General features: G+C 52.5%; 16 protein-coding genes and 1 pseudogene. 9 read left to right on the forward strand and 8 right to left on the reverse strand.

Going from position 1 to position 17,476, the window contains the following annotated elements; all coding sequences use genetic code 11:
- Positions 1 to 15 precede the first annotated feature (15 nt).
- Positions 16 to 378, forward strand: a complete 363-nt coding sequence (locus tag HYQ67_RS04265; protein WP_202301759.1) for a hypothetical protein — start codon at positions 16 to 18, stop codon at positions 376 to 378.
- Between the two features lie 10 nt (positions 379 to 388).
- Here HYQ67_RS04265 and HYQ67_RS04270 read toward each other — a convergent pair whose 3' ends face one another.
- Complete coding sequence (locus HYQ67_RS04270; RefSeq protein ID WP_202301761.1) at positions 389 to 2,002, reverse strand: ABC-F family ATP-binding cassette domain-containing protein; 1,614 nt, start codon at positions 2,000 to 2,002, stop codon at positions 389 to 391.
- 209 nt (positions 2,003 to 2,211) lie between these two features.
- On the opposite strand from HYQ67_RS04270, the gene HYQ67_RS04275 reads away from it, so the two are divergent.
- On the forward strand, positions 2,212 to 2,640 hold the full coding sequence (locus tag HYQ67_RS04275; RefSeq protein ID WP_202301949.1) for a GFA family protein: 429 nt from the start codon (positions 2,212 to 2,214) through the stop codon (positions 2,638 to 2,640).
- Positions 2,641 to 2,642: 2 nt separating this feature from the next.
- Positions 2,643 to 2,942, forward strand: a complete 300-nt coding sequence (locus tag HYQ67_RS04280; protein ID WP_202301763.1) for an ASCH domain-containing protein — start codon at positions 2,643 to 2,645, stop codon at positions 2,940 to 2,942.
- 75 nt (positions 2,943 to 3,017) lie between these two features.
- Here the strand turns inward: HYQ67_RS04280 and HYQ67_RS04285 are convergent, their stop codons facing one another.
- The 3 genes from HYQ67_RS04285 to HYQ67_RS04295 form a co-directional block, all read right to left on the reverse strand.
- On the reverse strand, positions 3,018 to 3,791 hold the full coding sequence (locus tag HYQ67_RS04285; protein ID WP_202301765.1) for a hypothetical protein: 774 nt from the start codon (positions 3,789 to 3,791) through the stop codon (positions 3,018 to 3,020).
- Positions 3,775 to 5,850, reverse strand: a complete 2,076-nt coding sequence (locus HYQ67_RS04290; protein ID WP_237391085.1) for a lipase family protein — start codon at positions 5,848 to 5,850, stop codon at positions 3,775 to 3,777. Before HYQ67_RS04290 ends, HYQ67_RS04285 begins: the two co-directional genes overlap by 17 nt.
- Before the next feature lie 91 nt (positions 5,851 to 5,941).
- Complete coding sequence (locus tag HYQ67_RS04295; protein WP_202301766.1) at positions 5,942 to 6,487, reverse strand: recombinase family protein; 546 nt, start codon at positions 6,485 to 6,487, stop codon at positions 5,942 to 5,944.
- A gap of 163 nt (positions 6,488 to 6,650) precedes the next feature.
- Between HYQ67_RS04295 and HYQ67_RS04300 the strand changes: the two are divergent.
- Together HYQ67_RS04300 and HYQ67_RS04305 are read left to right on the forward strand one after the other, a co-directional pair.
- Positions 6,651 to 7,340 (forward strand): annotated as a pseudogene (locus HYQ67_RS04300) (DUF4158 domain-containing protein); the annotation flags it as partial.
- 349 nt (positions 7,341 to 7,689) lie between these two features.
- Positions 7,690 to 9,102, forward strand: coding sequence for a GGDEF domain-containing protein (locus HYQ67_RS04305; RefSeq protein WP_202301768.1), 1,413 nt, complete (start codon positions 7,690 to 7,692; stop codon positions 9,100 to 9,102).
- 54 nt (positions 9,103 to 9,156) lie between these two features.
- On the opposite strand, the gene HYQ67_RS04310 is transcribed toward HYQ67_RS04305, so the two are convergent.
- The 4 genes from HYQ67_RS04310 to HYQ67_RS04325 all read right to left on the reverse strand — a co-directional run bounded on the left by HYQ67_RS04310 (position 9,157) and on the right by HYQ67_RS04325 (position 11,197).
- A complete protein-coding gene (locus HYQ67_RS04310) occupies positions 9,157 to 9,609 on the reverse strand; it encodes a hypothetical protein (protein WP_202301770.1) in 453 nt (150 codons plus the stop codon).
- Positions 9,610 to 9,645: 36 nt separating this feature from the next.
- On the reverse strand, positions 9,646 to 10,374 hold the full coding sequence (locus tag HYQ67_RS04315; protein WP_202301772.1) for a cytochrome c biogenesis CcdA family protein: 729 nt from the start codon (positions 10,372 to 10,374) through the stop codon (positions 9,646 to 9,648).
- Positions 10,374 to 10,793: a thioredoxin family protein gene (locus HYQ67_RS04320; protein WP_202301774.1), complete on the reverse strand. Its 420-nt coding sequence runs from the start codon at positions 10,791 to 10,793 to the stop codon at positions 10,374 to 10,376. The genes HYQ67_RS04315 and HYQ67_RS04320 overlap by 1 nt, the downstream gene beginning before the upstream one ends.
- Positions 10,794 to 10,924: 131 nt before the next feature.
- Positions 10,925 to 11,197: a YdgH/BhsA/McbA-like domain containing protein gene (locus HYQ67_RS04325; RefSeq protein ID WP_202301776.1), complete on the reverse strand. Its 273-nt coding sequence runs from the start codon at positions 11,195 to 11,197 to the stop codon at positions 10,925 to 10,927.
- A gap of 635 nt (positions 11,198 to 11,832) precedes the next feature.
- Here HYQ67_RS04325 and HYQ67_RS04330 point away from each other — a divergent pair.
- The 4 genes from HYQ67_RS04330 to HYQ67_RS04345 all read left to right on the forward strand — a co-directional run bounded on the left by HYQ67_RS04330 (position 11,833) and on the right by HYQ67_RS04345 (position 17,476).
- Positions 11,833 to 12,294: a (2Fe-2S)-binding protein gene (locus HYQ67_RS04330; RefSeq protein WP_202301778.1), complete on the forward strand. Its 462-nt coding sequence runs from the start codon at positions 11,833 to 11,835 to the stop codon at positions 12,292 to 12,294.
- Positions 12,287 to 14,551 (forward strand): xanthine dehydrogenase family protein molybdopterin-binding subunit, encoded by a 2,265-nt coding sequence (locus tag HYQ67_RS04335; protein WP_202301780.1) that lies wholly within the window; start codon positions 12,287 to 12,289, stop codon positions 14,549 to 14,551. The genes HYQ67_RS04330 and HYQ67_RS04335 overlap by 8 nt, the downstream gene beginning before the upstream one ends.
- Positions 14,552 to 14,576: 25 nt before the next feature.
- Positions 14,577 to 15,926 (forward strand): c-type cytochrome, encoded by a 1,350-nt coding sequence (locus HYQ67_RS04340; RefSeq protein WP_202301781.1) that lies wholly within the window; start codon positions 14,577 to 14,579, stop codon positions 15,924 to 15,926.
- 224 nt (positions 15,927 to 16,150) lie between these two features.
- Entirely contained in the window at positions 16,151 to 17,476 is a 1,326-nt protein-coding gene (locus tag HYQ67_RS04345; RefSeq protein ID WP_202301782.1) for an MFS transporter, read from the forward strand.

Raw genomic sequence — 17,476 nt, forward strand, 5'->3', positions numbered from 1 at the left:
AGAAGGAAACCGCTAATGGATACCAAAATCACAGGTGGTATTGATATCGCAATGAAAGTTCCTCCGCACCAGTTTCAACAAACGATTGATTTTTATCGCCATGTCATAAAGCTCACGGAAATCACCGATAAACCGCCGGCCACTGGATTTATTCTTGGCCCTAACCGGTTATGGATCGATGAAGCACCAGGGCTGAGCCAGGCGGAGGTGTGGCTCGAGCTGTTTACCCCTGATTTCAGGCTGACTGAGCAGCATATCGCGGGGCAGGGCGTTGTGCGCTGTGATGCCGTCGAACCTTTACCGGAAGGCTTTAAAGGTGGATGGATTATGAATCCCTGTAATATTGTTCATATGATAAGAGAGCCAGAGGCCTGGTAACGCTCCCTTGCTACCAGGCATCAAGTTGCCAGCCACCAGCCCGAACGGATAACCTGTCGGTTAAATTCAGGCTGTTGAGGAACACGTCATCGTGTGAGACGACAACCAGCGCGCCCTGATAACCACAAAGCATCATCTCCAGCGCCTGAAGAGAGGGTAAATCAAGATGGTTGCTGGGTTCGTCAAGCAACAACAGCTCCGGCACGGGATCGGCATATAACACGCAGGCGAGGGCAGCTTTCAGACGCTCACCACCGCTTAGCGATCCGCAGGGGATCTGGATTTTATCTGCGTCAAGGCCGAGCTGTGCCAGCAGCATGCGTAGTTCGGCTTCCCCCGCGGATCGGTTTGCTTCAAGGAGCTGCTCAAGAAGAGTACGGCGGGTATCAAGGCTGGAAAAATGCTGATCGAGCATGCACGGACGCCTGGCCACCCGGCATTCTCCACTCGATGGCTGGTGCTTACCGGCGAGCGTGTTTAACAATGTTGACTTGCCACAGCCGTTATCACCGACCACGCCGATACGCTGGCTGGCCGTTATTGTCAGGTTCAGCGGCGAGATGCATTCCGCAACAAAGGGAAGCTGCACGTCAATCATTGCGGCTACCTGACGTCTGGAAGGGGATCTGAGAACAGGCGTATGCACGACGATTTTCGCATTCTCATCGATTTTGCCGGCCGCTTCGCGTACGCGTAGATCCAGCTCCTGCCGCGCTGCCTGATGGAGCTGGTTTAGTTTCCCTGCTGACGCTTCGCTGCGTTGCTTTTGCCCACCGAGCAAAATGTTGGCCTGATTGGCCTCTTTCCCCTGACGGCTTCCCCGGGACTGCCGCTTTTCGAGACGCGCCTTCTGGGTACTAAGCGCTTTTTGTTCCCGACTGCGCTCCTGTTTTCTCTGGCTGAGCAGTTGCAACGCGTGCTGAGTTTCCAGCTCTTTAAGCTGCGCGTAAAAGGAATAGTTCCCGCCGTAGTTTCTCAAACCGTGTGAAGACAGTTCAACAATACGCTGCATGGATTCCAGTAAATCCCGGTCATGGCTCACCACAATCAAACCGCCTGTCCAGCGGGTCAGCTGTGCAATCAGCGCCTTGCGGCTGGCGCGATCGAGATGGTTGCTGGGTTCATCCAGGATCAAAAAATCCGCATCGGACAACGAAGCGCCAATGAGAGACACACGCATTGCCTCTCCACCGCTTAACCGTCTGGCGGGGGTCGAGGCATCAAGATAACCCAGCCCGCAATGGTCGAGTTCGAGCTGCAACCGTTGATGGATATCCCACCGGTTGCCGACAGTATCAAAATCCAGCGCTGAGACGCTGCCCATCTCGATGCGGCTCAGCGCGTCAATGATGGTTTTGGCACCGGCGAGTTCAGCGACGGTAGCGTCTGGTTGGGGAATAACCTGCTGCGCAAGGTAATGCACGCTTCCTGAACGTGAACAATGCCCGAATGTCGGTGGGCATTTTCCTGCAAGGATTTGCGAAAGGATGCTTTTACCCACCCCATTGCGACCAACCAGGCCCGTAGGGCGAGCGTCGAAGGTTTCATTAAGCTGTGAGAACAGCGGTGTGCCGTCAGGCAGGATAAATGCAACGCTTTCCAGCGCGATATGCGTATTCGTCATAAATTAACTCCATAGATGCCAGAACTGCCCGAGCGGGTCGGGACAAATCAGTGGCCGTCAGACGGACGGCAGCATCAATGGCGCATTGGACGAATACCTTTAAAGAGGGAGTGAGTGGGCTATTTTAATTAAGACGAGGATAAAGTAAAGCGCGCGCTGAGCAGTTCTGTTGCTCACACTACATATGAATCACTGGTTGTGCGGAGGTAATAATGAGTCAAAAATTAGCAGCGAGCTGTCATTGCGGCAGCGTCAAATTTACGGTTGAGCTGAGTGAAGGCGGCTTTGATACCATCAGGCGCTGTAACTGCTCATTTTGTCGGATGAGAGGTGCAGTTGTCGTCTCTGCGCCTCTGACGGGGATTACGGTGCTGGAAGGGCAAGAGCGCCTGACGGAGTATCGGTTTAATACGCAGCAGGCGGTACATTTCTTTTGTTCCGTTTGCGGGATCTATACGTTTCACCAGCGGCGATCCAACCCGGAACAATACGGTGTTAACGTGGCATGTATCGAGGGTATCTCGCCCTTTGATTTTGCGAGCGTTGATGTGACCGATGGTGTTCATCATCCGAGTGACGGCAGCAGCGGCGGGGTTGTTGGCCGATTGCTTTACCGTCCTGTGGAAAAGGATAAATAGCGGTGCAGAGTCTTGAGATTGTTCCACGCTTGCTTCCTGAAGTCCGTTCAGGAAGCAAGCGTCACACCATCCGCTGGCGAGAGCGAAGCATTGTCCCAGGCCTGATGAGGTATGTGAATGCGGAAGATGCATCTGACACGCTTAGCGTATGGGTGACGAAAGTCGAAACTATGCCGCTGGACGCGGTGGCGAATTATCTCGGTAAAACCGCAGAATGGCCCGACGCCGTTCTCCTTCAGGGTATGCGAGAACATTACCCGGAGATGGGGTCTGATGCTCAGTGGAACGAAAACTCACGTTAAGGGATTTTGGTAATGCGATTACAAAAGACTACGCGCCAAAAAAAGGATCTCAAGAAGATCCTTTCAGCTGATTGTTTATTTCAACAACAATAATCTTTGATAATCGGGATTAACCTTCCGAACATGCTCTTCATCTCCTCCCGGATAGGTTATAATCATCCCGAACCCTCTTTTTTTATCAGCCTCAATTGACACGCTTTTTTGGGCATGAAACATCGGATCTATTGTTATAAATTCCGTATTTTTGAGTTGATAACGTCGACTCCACTTTTCGGAATCCGTATCCCCACCAAAAAGTTTCAGCGTAGTCTTGTTAAGCATGTGACTAATATATGTCATAGGGAAAAAGTCTGTCTTAAGTTCCAGTCTCTCCCCGCTGAATGCCCTAGCTCGCCCAGTCCCGTAACCGTCACTGAGGCCGTAATCCCCGAAATCGAAGATATAACTGGTATCGATAACCTCTTTCCCCTTCACTAGAGGAATATCGTCCGCGATCCTAAAGCTCACCATCAGCGAATTCAGCTGCCACTGGCACGGACCGCCGCCATCCACTGCAACTCGCAGACGCCGGACATTATTGCCATCAGGCACACCGAATGACCGCTCAACATCGTTATAGCCCGGTATATCATGCGGTTCATTACTTGAGTTATAGCGGACAGATTTGCACTGCGCCGAACGGTACAGCAGATCAGCGGGCTGCAGCGAGATCCCCTCAGGGACACGGAAAGTGACGTCCACCCACTTTGCCCTCTCCGGAGGAGAAAGTGTCTTATCAGGGCGGTTATCACACCCGAAAAGCAGCGTCACAGCACATGCAATGACGACGGTTTTACTGAGAGAGTTCAACTTCTTCCTCCGTTACCGCCGCAAAACGCAGCAGGGCATTTTTTCCTGTTTCTTCCGCCTGTGTTCGCCTCAGCGCCACCGGCAGCATGTCCTGCAGCGCCAGAAACTCACGGTTACGCTCAACCTCATCCTGGTTGCTGTAGGCTGCGCCTTTCTCAACCTCTTCCCGGAACATGACCCGCATCTCTTTCCGGTTCATATCGCGGGCCGGATCGGCCAGTTCCAGCACCTGATTGTGAATATAAGGCAGGTAGCGGTGCGCCATCGAGTGGCTGCGGGGGTCAGTTCCGATGCCGTTCAGCGCCGGGTTAGTATTCTGCGGAAAGGTATTTGCCAGGCTGGCCGGGTTCAGGCACTGGATAAACGAGGCCTGATGTTCACCGGTGGCTTTCAGGCACTCCTCATTCAGGGACGGCACCACATACAGCTTGGTGGCCACAAAATGCCGGATGTAGGCCTGCCCGTCGACCAGGCTTTTCTGGTACGGGCTGGCGGTACGCAGCGCGCACTGCTGCGCCCGGAAAAATATCACCGTGCTGCCGTGATGCCAGTACGGGGCTTTTTTCTCCGCAAGCCCGGTTGACTGGTACGTCAGGTCCCGCACGGCCACACTGAGCCCTGCAGCAGTGGTCAGTGACCAGTCAAATCCCAGCTTGTCGCCCAGAGGCCCCCACGTTCTGTAAAACTCATTATCGAGATCGGCATCCGGCGGGATCTGCGTGATCGTGTCATTGTCGTTGACATGCCGATAGTGTGTGATGCTACCCAGAGATGCGATCGCCGCGCGGGTGAAGGTTCGGGGCATCCCGTAGGTGTACAGCACGGGGTTAAAGGCTTTCATTTCGGCGGAATAAAGCAGAGCCAGCGCCCCGCCCAGACTGTGGCCGCAGACAAATAGTTTTTTCGCGCCGCCACTTTCTTCCAGAGATTTATTAACTGCATCCAACTTATCCCCAAACTTCCTATTTGCCAGCTGATAGGCCTCCAGAAAACCGCCGTGAACGCTTCCCGCTCCGGCCAGCTCCGGCAGACACTGCTTCGGAGCAAAGGACAAATCAGTCAGGACATTCAGCAGACTGTCGGTACCACACCAGGCGACCAGCACGTGCGAGGCACATTCCACCGTAAACAGGCGGGTATCACCTTCTCCCGTGTCCCCCTCTCCGGTGTTCATGTAGACAGGTGGCTGGTAGCGGTCGCGGAACGGCACATCCACCGCCAGTGTGTGAAAATAATTCGGGTATTCCGCAAGCTGCGGGAGGCAGGACAGATCCTGACACTTCTGCCGGAAAAAATAATCGATGGTAGGATTATTCGCCTCGGCGGCATACACCAGATCGGCCATGATGCCGAGGTTCAGTGCGTTCGCCAGGTCATAGTCCCTGGTGTCGTGCAGGGGCAGCACCCACGCCCGGAACGGACAGATTTCGATAACGTGTCGCTGCTCCAGTGCATCCCGCGTGATTTCCGTCCCTTTCAACGCCTTTCCCGGCGGAAAATGAAACACCGGCGGTTCAGGCGAGTCCCATCCAGGCATATCAGGCAGCCGATCGCACAGCTCCCCGATGGTCACATAGTGATGCCGGTAACCGACGGCTTCCGCTTTCTCCTGCACGTCTGTGCGCCAGTTTTTGTCCCGCGTCTCCCGGCGAAAGGCGTTTCCACTCACCGGCTGGCTGTTCGGGTTACGCCGGATGCCCAACGGACGCTGTTCCATGATGTCGGCCAGCTTCTGTCCATCAGTTTTCACGTCTACCGCTATCCAGTACAGGTCATCGAACCGTACCAGTCCCTGACTGTCGGTGACGCCGGCGGGCGGATTCGGCGGCGGCGTGGGGTCAAACCGAGTGTGCCCGCCCCTGGCCCACAGCGCCAGCTCCGCCGCTGTGGCCAGCGGATGGTATTCCAGCTGAACCTTCAGGCCGGATACCGCATTGTTGTCCTCGTCCACAAACTGCAGCTCCAGCCAGTGCTTCAGCTGTTTACCACAGGCGACTTCTTTGTATTTCATTTTGTGACCGAGACAGGTCACGGTGGTATTGTCTGCCGCGGCGGTCATGTACTCAAATCCCTCTGTTTTCTGTGGTTAATTACCTATAGTAACCAGATGGCATAACTTAACCAAAATTTAATGGTGACTTCCTGATGCTCTAAGCAGACTTCCCGTCCTCAAGAATTTTATACACCGTGGAACGGGCAATGCCGAGCTGCCGGGCTATCGCCGTGGCCCCCGTTCCGCCGTGATGAAGCGCCAGCACGCTGTTTCTGTCGATAGTGCGCCTGCGGCCAAACCTGATGCCTTTCAGCTTCGCTTCCTGGGTCCGTTCCAAAATTCTACTTCGCTCAGCCTGAGCGACAGCGGACAGTATAGTGACCACCAGTTTGCCCATATCTCCAACGGTGCTGATCCCATCGTCAATGAAACGAATGGCAACTCCCTGGGCATCGAATTCCTTTATGAGCTGGATCATATCGGCGGTATCCCGGCCAAGACGGTCCAGTTTTTTCACCAGAATGACGTCGCCTTCCTCCACTTTCATACGCAGTAGATCCAGTCCTTCCCGATCGGTTGAACTACCGGATGCCTTGTCGGTAAAGATGCGGTTAGCTTTTACCCCTGCATCTTTGAGCGCTCTGATCTGAATATCGAGAGACTGCTGACTGGTTGAGACCCGTGCGTAACCAAAAAGTCGCATAAAAATGTATCCTAAATCAAATATCGGACAACTGGTGCCTGTTATAACAAAAAATCGATTTAATAGACATAAAAACGACACTGTTTTCACATGTCTGACAATTTATAATATTTCGGACGGTTGAAAAATTGTTAATAAATAACCGTCAAGCAGGGAGGCCGATATGCCCGTTGATTTTTTGACCAATGAGCAGGCTGAGAGTTATGGCAGATTCACCGGCGAACCGGATGAACTTCAGCTGGCGCGTTATTTTCATCTTGATGAAGCGGATAAAGAATTTATCGGGAAAAGCCGGGGTGATCACAATCGGCTTGGTATTGCCCTGCAAATCGGGTGCGTGCGTTTTCTGGGCACTTTTCTTACTGATATGAATCATATTCCTTCCGGCGTCCAGCATTTTACCGCCAGACAGCTCGAGATTCGTGATATCACCGTTCTTGCAGAATACGGTCAGAGGGAAAATACCCGCCGTGAGCATGCAGCACTGATACGTCAGCACTATCAGTATCGTGAATTTGCCTGGCCTTGGACATTTCGCCTTACCCGTCTTTTATATACCCGGAGCTGGGTAAGCAACGAACGTCCCGGTCTGCTTTTCGATCTGGCGACAGGGTGGCTGATGCAGCACAGGGTTATTCTCCCCGGTGCCACCACGCTGACCCGGTTGATTTCAGAGGTAAGGGAAAAAGCAACGCTGCGCCTGTGGGACAGGCTGGCAATGATACCGTCAGCCGTGCAGCGTTCACAGCTTGAGACGCTGCTGGGACCCGTTGATTCCGGCCGTCTGTCTTTGCTGGAATCACTGAAGAAAGGCCCGGTCACCATCAGCGGCCCGGCGTTTAATGAAGCAATGTCAGAGGCAGAAAACGTCGCTTAACGTGAGTTTCCGTTCCACTGAGCATCAGACCCGGAGATCCAACTGCAGTCGGAAGTCGAGGTCATACACCACCTGGCTCCGGGGGACACGCCGCCCTGAATTTTCGCGCCCGATCGACATTCTGTACGGCAGGCAAGCCGTAATTTAATTTAAAACAACAACCTTCATACTGGAGCTTTTCATTGTGAGACAATGAAAAGTCAGGTTGTATTTACGGGCATACCATTTGCACCGTGCAGGCATGAACAATTTATTAAGCAAATCGACTGCACTCTCAAAGAGATAACGTTAGCGTTTTTATTGATGGACAGAGAAAAGTATTTTCATGATCGGTAAACATTTATTCTCCAGTTTTGATCGGAACAATAATATCCGTGCAGCTTTAATTATCATTCTGATAACAATAGTCTTCTATTATGTAGGTGAACTGCTGCGCCCACATCTTATGCTGGCCTCTTTCTGGCCGGTCAATGCCGTATTAACCGGTATCTTTATCCGATATCGTAATATGTTTACAGGCCGTCATGTCTTCCTTGCCTGGATGACGATGGCCGTACTGGATCACTACAATGGGCTGAGTATTTCAGGTGCTCTGCTCATGAATGTCGCCAACATTTCATTTGTCATCGTTGCTGCCTGGTATATTTATGACCGACACGATGAAAGGCTGACACTTCCGATGATGACACGACTGTTCCCCGGCGTGTTTTTAGCCTCATTGCTCTGTGCCACCGCTGGCGCACCTGCCAGCGTCCATTATTTTGGCGATGTTTTTCACGTTGCCTGGCTTGCCTGGTTTAGCGAACAATTATCGACGGGAATGCTGATTATCCCCGTCATTCTGGCCTCCGGCAGTCAATTTTCGCTGCGCGAGCTGAAAAACTGTCTTCCCGTGTTGGCACTGCTGTTATCTGCAACCTGTGCGTTTTATGTCGGAGGAGGTGCCAGCCTTACCTTTACGCTCCCGGCGCTTATCTGGTGTGCGATGAGTTACAGCCTGCTGATGACGGTTTTGATTTCAGGGCTGCTCGGGTTGTCACAGATTATTTTAGTCAGCGTCGATCTCTTCTCTATAGACAGTTCTCATTTGCTTTCTTTTGTTGATAGCATGACCGTCACGCGCGTGGCGGTTGCCGCCATGGAAATTAGCCCGTTAATCTGCGCCTGCAAACTGCTGGGCCTGACCGAGCGTTTTGAAAAAGTCACCGTTCGGGCAAATTTTGATACCCTGACCAAACTTTATTCACGAAGCGGATTATTTGCCCGCCTTGAACAATTTAAGAATAAAGAAATCAGTTCGAAAAATAGCATCAGTATTATGCTGCTCGATTTGGATTATTTTAAGCATATTAATGACAGCTATGGGCACCTGGCAGGAGATGAGGTGTTAAGAGAGTTTTCAGATCGCCTGAGGCACTATATGAACGACAGAAATATTATTTGTCGTGCGGGTGGCGAGGAGTTCCTCATCGTCTCCTTTAATGAAAAAACTCAGGCGCAGTGTTATCGCCTGGCAGAAGAGATTCGACTGCAAATCTGCAATACGCCATTCCGCGCCGCCGACCGCGATCTTGATGTGACTGTCAGCATTGGCTTTGCTACCAGCGGAATGTATCCGGAAATCACTAAGAGTTCGTCGGTACGCCAGTCCATCGATCGGTTAATTAGCCATGCTGATGAAAACTTGTACCTGGCTAAGCGTGAAGGGCGCAACAAAACCGCGCCGTTATTTGCATAACTCTCTGTTATTAGCGTGGTGCGCCGCATTCCTGGCGGCGCGCGACGCCCGTGGTTATGATAAGCGCCGCTGACAGGGAGCCTGTCTTTTTACCCGCCGGATATCGTGCCGGAGCAAAACTAATCCCGCAACCAGCAGCACAATCTCTTTCAGGATAAGTCCGCTGAGGCTGATGCTCATGATCTCCGGCAGCAGCGTTAGCATAACAGTGGAAGAGAGAATCAATCCCGCGGCGGCGACAACACCCAGGACAGGAAAGATGACCCCGGCCAGTAAAGCGATAGCAACCGCAGCCTCGATGACAGCCAGAAAATAACTCGCGCCGTCATGTCCCAGCCAGGAAGGCAGAAAAGCGAGCCATGTCTCACTGGTCAACGCATCGACCCACTGCATCTCTGCTGAAAACCATTTCAGGTTGCCGGAAACGAGGTAAAGCAACACCACGGTAATTCTTATGATCATGATATCTGGAATCGTGATAGCAGGTATTCGAGCGCTCAGTTTCATAGTCTTTCTCCGGGTTATTGGCTGACGCACGCTCGCTTAAAATGCGGTTGTCAGCGACGTTAACCAGTCAGGTGAAATACGAATTAGCCAGGTCTCCAGTGCCTTATCCAGCCCCGTCAGAATCAGGACGGCAATCAACACCATCATGCTACCGAGGATCATCTTTCCTGTTTTGCCGGCGCTAAGCAGGCGATCGCGAATTTTCATAAACAAAGGCCGCGAAATCCAGGAGAGGGCCAGAACCGGCAGTGCCGCGCCAAAACCAAAAATTCCCATCAGCAGCATAACCTGCGGTAAATGTGTTCCCTGGCTGGCCAGTAAGATTGCGCTGCCTAACGTTGGTCCGACGCAGGGGCTCCAGATGACGCCCAGGACCAGGCCGGTAATAAATTGCCCTTTAAGACCCTGCGGGTTCAGGCGATCGAGAAATGAGTTTCCGGCGTTGCCAATCCCGGAGGTGGCATTCGCGAAACGCTGTTGCAAAAAGCTGGACATCATCACCAGCCCCAGAAGGCCTAAAATCACCGCGCCTGCCTTGCGGAAAATAGCGGCATCAATGCCCAGGCTGCCGCTTAGCCAGGCGATGCTGGTGCCAATTACCGCATAGGACAACGCTAACCCCAACGCAAGTACCAGCGGCGCTCTGCGGTGTGCGGTACTCGCCGACCCAATGATGATCGGCAGTATCGGCAGCACGCAGGGGGAAAGCGTTGTCAGCAGTCCGGCGATAAAGCCAAAACCATACGATGACAACCCAAGATCCATTATTCAGCTACCTTGTCAAAAAGGGCGGTGATACCCGTCGGGCTGGTATCGCCAATCGTCCGGGTCACTTCTTTACCCTTGTTAAAAGCAATCAACGTGCTTTGGGTGCTGACATTGAACTGACGTAATTCGGCTTTTTGCGCATCAAAATCCAGCTTCAGTACAGTAAGTTGCTGGTATTTCGGCTGTTTGACCAGCGGCGCAATGATATTTCCCTGCTGTTTACAGACCGGGCACCAGGTGGCATGAACATCGACAATCACTGGTTTGCCTTCGCTCATCAGCGTGTCGTAGGTATTTTGGGTAAATGGCACGATACCGGCGGCAGACGCGAGGCCTGAAACCGCAGTCAAAGTCATACCCATCAGCGTGCTTACGCCGTGACGACGCAGGTTTTGTTTCCATGAGTGTAAGAACATATTTTTCTCCTTCGCATTAAAGGTAATGGCATATCAGCAATAATTAGCGCAGTAAGTTTTCAGCGTCTGTCCAACAGAACGAACAATAAATATGTGTGGCCACACGTTAACGCTTCAGACCTATTTACTCGTCATGAATTACCCTCCGCATTGTCATACAGCGTTGCGGTCGCATAACCTAATTTGTCGGTGCTCAGGTGGGTAACGCGAAAGAAATCAGCCCCGGATAATTGCGCCTGACTCGCGAGGTGCTCTGTAAGTTCATTAATAGTTCCACCACCGGCGCTGATGGTACCAACTCTCATAAGTTCGCATTGATGCGAGCGTGTGATCTCGGTGGAAGCTTGTGATACTAGCGGTAAAGCGCTCAGCGCAAGAACAGCAGCAAATAAGACTTTTTTCATGGCAGGTTCCTCTATTGTTTAGTGCTCGCTAAAATATATAGCCTGGCGGGTGACCAGATGCAAATGTTTTTTAGCGATAACTAAAAAATAGGGAAAAAATGAAATTTGTTTATATTCTCTTAATCAATGCACTGATACATAGAGATAAAATGACAATGAGTGCGTTATCGCCGTCTGCAAGCCTTAAAGATGCACTTCAGCACAGCACGGTGTAGTCGTCTCTGGTCATGCCAGATTGCCGCCCGTATGTTGTTGAAAGCATTCCCGTACGCAGGTAAGAAATAAAAGCTAAATCGGGTAGGTTTTCGCGCAGGAGGTGTTCCGCTAATTTTATACGAAAATTAAGTTTACGTGGTGATTTGCAGGAATAATGATATTTTCGAAAATTGTTTTTAATACATTGAAATGGCAAGAAGGCTCAATTCCTATTAATGTCAAAGTATTAAAATTTCGATTTGCTAATTTATGAGATCTTATCAGCATGAATTTATGATAATTTCGATGTTATCCTGATGATTTTCACAATCACGACAATAAACACTGCTGTTTTAAATTCAGTTTTGCGGAATGTTGTTATGCCATTTTTCAACAGAAAATATGGTTGTTGGATAATTTAGGCGGCGTACTGGAGAGTTATGGACATTCAAATTAATAACGAAACATTCGAAGTGGACGTTGAGGGGGATACCCCGCTGTTATGGGTTATCCGCGACAATCTGGGCATGACGGGAACCAAGTATGGCTGTGGTCTGGCGCAATGCGGTGCATGTTCCGTCATGATTGACGGTCAGATCGTCCGTTCCTGTGTGACCCCCGTGGAAACTGCCGCGGGCAAAAAGATAATGACAATTGAAGCCATTGAAGCGGATGACGTCGGTAAACAGCTCGTGGAAGCCTGGGTCAGACATCAGGTTCCACAATGCGGGTACTGCCAGTCAGGACAGGTCATGGCTGCTACCGCATTACTGAAACAGACGCCTAATCCCTCTGAAGAAGAAATACATGCGGCCATGATCAATCTTTGCCGCTGTGGTACCTACAACGCCATCAGCGCAGCGATTCATGAAGTGGCGGGCGTGGAGGTAAAAAATGACTGATTATCCTCCACGCCAGAATGGCAAAAATGAAAAATTCCCTACACAAGAAGAGCCCGTCAATATCTCTCGTCGACGCCTGCTGCTGGCTACAGCCGGTGTGACAGCTGGCGCGCTCGTGCTGGGCTTTGGCTTTCCAGTCAAACAGGCTCGCGCGAAGGGCAGCCCGGCAACCTTAGCACCCGGCACGCGAGTACCGGCATTTCTTGAGATCCGCCCGGATAATGTTATTCGTTTCCAGTGTCCGTTTGCTGAAGGCGGGCAGGGAATCTTTACAGCCATGGCGCAAATTGTGGGTGAAGAACTGGATGCGGACCCGTCGACCTTCCTTGTGGAAAATGCCCCCGCAGGCGCTGACTACCTGATTATGGAAGGCGGTATCAGAAGCACCGGCGGCAGTGAGTCGGTACGTTCCAGCTACTTCACCATGCGTCGCCTTGGTGCCCTGGCGCGCCAAATGCTATTGCAGGCTGCGGCAGAAGTTTTGCAGGTCCCCGTTGCGTCGCTGAAAACCGAACCTGGAAAGGTTATCCATGAGGCCAGCGGCCGGTCCCTGCCATACGGGCAGCTTGCCGCGCGTGCGCTTGATATGCCCGTCCCGGACGTTGCATCTGTAAAACTGAAACATCCCTCAGATTTCCGCTGGATAGGTAAACCTGTTAAGCGGCTCGATGTTTATGAAAAATCAACTGGCAAGGCGGTATACACCATCGACTGCAGCGTTGAGGGCATGCTGCACGCCGCCGTCCAGCATGCGCCGAGATTGGGACTGCAAGTCGGCACCATTCGTAATGAAGCCCAGGTGCAATCGATGAAAGGTATACATTCCGTTCATAAGCTGCCCGGAGCCGTTGCCGTTGTCGCCGAGCGTTGGTGGAATGCGAAACAAGCCGCTGAAGCCCTGCAAATTGACTGGCTGGAGCCTGACGAATCAGAAAAATTCCGTTATATGCCCGCAGATTTCTCTTCTGCAGCGTTCGTCGAAGAGCTGACAAACGCCCAGGGTGAGGGGGAGGACGTAGAGGTCAAAGGGCATTTCGCCCAGGCGATGAAGGAAGCGAAAACCACCCTGACGGCACAGTATCATAGCCAGCATCTGAACCATGCCCAGCTGGAGCCCCCTACAGCGCTGGCGCGGTTTAACGATGACGGTACGCTGGAACTCTGGATCCCAAACCAGGAGCCGGAACTATTCCAGGCCGATGTGGCCGCTCTGACCGGTCTGGATATCTCAAAGGTCTTCATTCATTCGCCTCTGATGGGCGGGTTCTTTGGGCGACACTTTAACTATGATCGCTCTGCAATGGCTTACCCTCAGGCTATCCAGCTGGCGCGGGCGGTGGGGCGTCCAGTCAAACTGATCTGGAGCAGAGAAGAAGAGTTTTTGCGCGATACGCATCGTCCGATGGCGGCAGTGCGGTTCAGCGCAGGGCTTGACGCTGAGGGATATCCCATCGCTATTCAGGCTATCAGCACCTGTGAAGGCGCGGCTGAAGGGATCGCGGGTAAAAAAGACGACAAGATCGATGAAACCTCGGTGGAAGGCCTGGCGGGTAAAGCTTACGCCATCCCCAATGTGCGTATTGCCCAACTTTATAAAAAAGGGCCGGTCATGGTCGGGTACTGGCGTTCCGTCGGCAACTCAATGAATGATTTTTTGTATGAATCGTTCCTTGATGAAATCGCCGATAAGGGCGGCAAAGATCCGTTCGAACTGCGCATGCGGTTGCTGAAAGGCAATTCGCGGCTGACAACCTTATTGCGTGCCGTCGAAGAGCTATCCGGTGGCTGGAAAGCTGGCCCGTATACCGCCGCTGACGGATCGCGTCGTGCGCGTGGGGTCGCCATGGCATCACCTTTTGGCACGCAGGCGGCGGCCATCGCAGAAGTCTCTATTGAAAATGGGCAGGTCAGGGTGCACCAGATCTGGGAAGCGATCGACCCCGGTAATATTGTTAATCCGGCCATCATTGAAGCGCAGGTGAACAGCGCTGTGGCGCTTGGGCTTTCTCAGGTTCTGATTGAAGAAAGCCTTTATGAAAAAGGCCAACCTGTTGCCCGTAATTACGATTTGTATCCAATCCTTCCGCCGTCACGCATGGCACGTGTACATGTTCGCATCGTTGAAAGTGGAGCAAAGATGGGGGGTATCGGTGAACCTCCGCTGCCTGCTATCCCTCCCGCCGTGGCTAACGCGGTCGCAAGGCTGACCGGCAAACGCGTTCGCAGCATGCCGCTGTCGCGACATGATTTCACCTGAGGCAACGAATTTAAGGGAATATTAAATGACAAAGAGAAAATTCGCTGCCGCTGTCCTGCTCATAATGCTGATAGCTGCGGCGGTAATGTGGTTTGTGCTGCGTTCGCCTCAGTCTGCGTTTGAACAGCCCTTCTCCGGGGATACGGCCTCAGCAGAGCTGATTGGCAAAGGTGAATACGCAGCGCGGGTCAGTGACTGTGTGGCCTGCCACAGCACGCCAGACAGTGCCCCGTTCGCGGGTGGACTTAAGTTTGCCACGCCGGTAGGGGATATTTATGCCACTAATATCACCCCCGATAAAGAGACGGGTATCGGAAACTACACGCTGGCCGATTTTGACAAAGCCGTTCGCCACGGAGTTGCAAAAGACGGTCATCGGCTTTATCCGGCCATGCCGTATCCGTCCTATATCAAGCTCAATGATGATGACGTCCGGGCGCTGTATGCTTACTTCATGCATAGCGTCAAACCGGTTAAACAACCTAACCGGGAAAGCGAAATCCCCTGGCCGCTGAATATGCGCTGGCCAATGGCATTCTGGAACCTGTTCTTTGTAGATCCTGCGCCGAGCACATCCAGGCCTGGGGAGAATGCCGCCTGGAACCGAGGCGCATACATTGTTGAAGGCCCGGGCCACTGCGGCAGCTGTCACACCCCAAGAGGACTCGCGTTTAATGAGAAGGGGCTTAGCGCCGACAGTAAGTATTACCTGGCTGGCGCACTGCTTGATGGTTGGTATGCACCGAGCCTGAGGGGGGATACCAATACTGGCTTAGGGCGCTGGAGCGAGGAGGATATTTATAGCTTCCTGAAAACGGGCCGCAATCAGCACAGCGTTGTCTTTGGCTCGATGACCGAAGCGTTCAATAACTCGACGCAATACATGAGTGATGACGATCTGCGCGCCATTGCACTCTATTTGAAATCGCTGCCTCCGGGCGTTAACAGTACCGATGATAGCTGGAAGTATGACAGCTCAACGGCCAGCAAGCTTACGGTTTCGGAGAGGTCAAAGCACCCTGGCGCACAAACATTCATTGCGCGCTGTAGCAGCTGTCATGGCGTTGATGGACGTGGCAAGGCACCGTGGATACCGCCGCTTGCAGGCGCGACATCAATGCTGGTGAATGAGGCCTCAGCCATTAACATTACCCTTAACGGTTCCGACCGCATAGTGGCCGGAGGCAAACCAGATGCTTATCGCATGCCTCCTTTCCGCAAACAGTTGTCTGATAAAGAGATGACCGATGTGCTTAACTTTGTTCGCTCTTCCTGGGGCAACACGGGCGAAAAAGTGAAGCAGGAGAGCGTTACTGAGCTTCGCGAGCGTACCGATCCGGCAAGCAGTAACGTCATCATTCTGCAAATGCGTTAAGCAGATTAGCTGGGGCGGCTCCCGCCCTGGCCAGTCTTTGCAAGGTACAGCAAAGGCTGACTTTCCCTTCCGTACCAGCATGAATCACGGTTTTACCACGCCATCCGCAGTTCGACTGAGAATTAAGAGCAAGAGAGATTGTTTAAAGCAAAACAATCTCTCTATGATGGTTATTCATAATCAGGATGTATGGATCGTAATAACCGCTTAGCGTAGGGAAACGAATGAAAAAAATCCTCAACACTTTTTTGCCTCTGTACACCACCACGTTGCTAATGCTGCTCGGTTCCGGGCTGCTCACCACCTATATCTCACTGCGCCTTGCCGGTGAACAGGTTAGCGGTACGCTGATCGGTGCAATAACGGCGGCGAATTATTTAGGCCTGGTGATTGGCGGAAAAGTCGGCCATAACCTTATTGCACGCGTTGGCCATATCCGCGCCTATGTCGCGTGCGCCGGCATCATTACCGCATCCGTAGTCGGTCACGGGCTGAGCAGCGCGATTCCTCTGTGGATATTTCTGCGCTTAATCATCGGGCTGTGCATGATGTGCCAGTATATGGTGCTGGAAAGCTGGCTCAACGACCGGGCGGAATCATCCCAGCGCGGTACGATCTTTGGTTTCTATATGGTGGCGACCTATCTTGGTTTATGTGGCGGGCAGGTGATACTCGTCCTGACAGCCGGGCTTGACGTGTCGATGCTGCTTATCGTTGCCCTCTGTTTTTCCCTTTGTCTGGTACCGATTGCGCTGACAACGCGTACAACGGCGCAGCCCATGTCACCGGCTCCCATGGGGTTAGGGTACTTCATGACGGCGATACCGAAGCTGCTGGCGGTCGTGCTGGTGATGGGGATGGCCGTCGGGGCGTTTTACGGTCTTGCCCCTGTCTATGCCAGCTCGCAAGGGCTAACAACAAGCCAGACCGGGATATATATGGGGATTTCGATTTTTGCCGGGATGGTTTCTCAGTTCCCATTAAGCTGGCTGTCCGACCGCTACGATCGTCAGCGACTCCTGTTCTTTACTGCGCTCCTGCTGGCTCTGACCTCGCTTCCGCTGTCACTTTTGCCCCATCTTGCTTTTAACTGGATCCTGGTGATGACCTTCATCGCCAGCATGGCGCTGTTCTCGCTGTATCCGTTAGGCGTTGCAATCGCTAATGATGTGGTTGCGCCAGAGCGTAGGGTGTCGCTCACCGCCAGCTTGCTAATGGCATTTGGGGTAGGGGCCAGCATCGGGCCGCTTGCTACCGGGGCGGCGATGCAGCCATTCGGGGGCAATGTGCTCTACCTTTTCTTCAGCCTCTGCGGATCGCTCATCGCGCTGATCGTCTGGATCAGAAAAAGACAGCCGGAGATTGTTGTCGACGCCCCCTTGCCGCATGTGGTCATGCCGGACAGCCTCGCTACGTCTCCTCTTGCCGCCGCCCTGAATCCCACGCTGGATGAAGAAGCGATTCAGGAAATGATGGTCGATACGCCTGATTTAAATGACAATGCTGAATCAGAAGTTAACGAGCAGCAGGCTGAGACAAACGGGAGATAG

This window comes from Dryocola clanedunensis subsp. sulfonylureivorans, from assembly GCF_016756775.1.
Taxonomy (GTDB): domain Bacteria; phylum Pseudomonadota; class Gammaproteobacteria; order Enterobacterales; family Enterobacteriaceae; genus Dryocola; species Dryocola clanedunensis.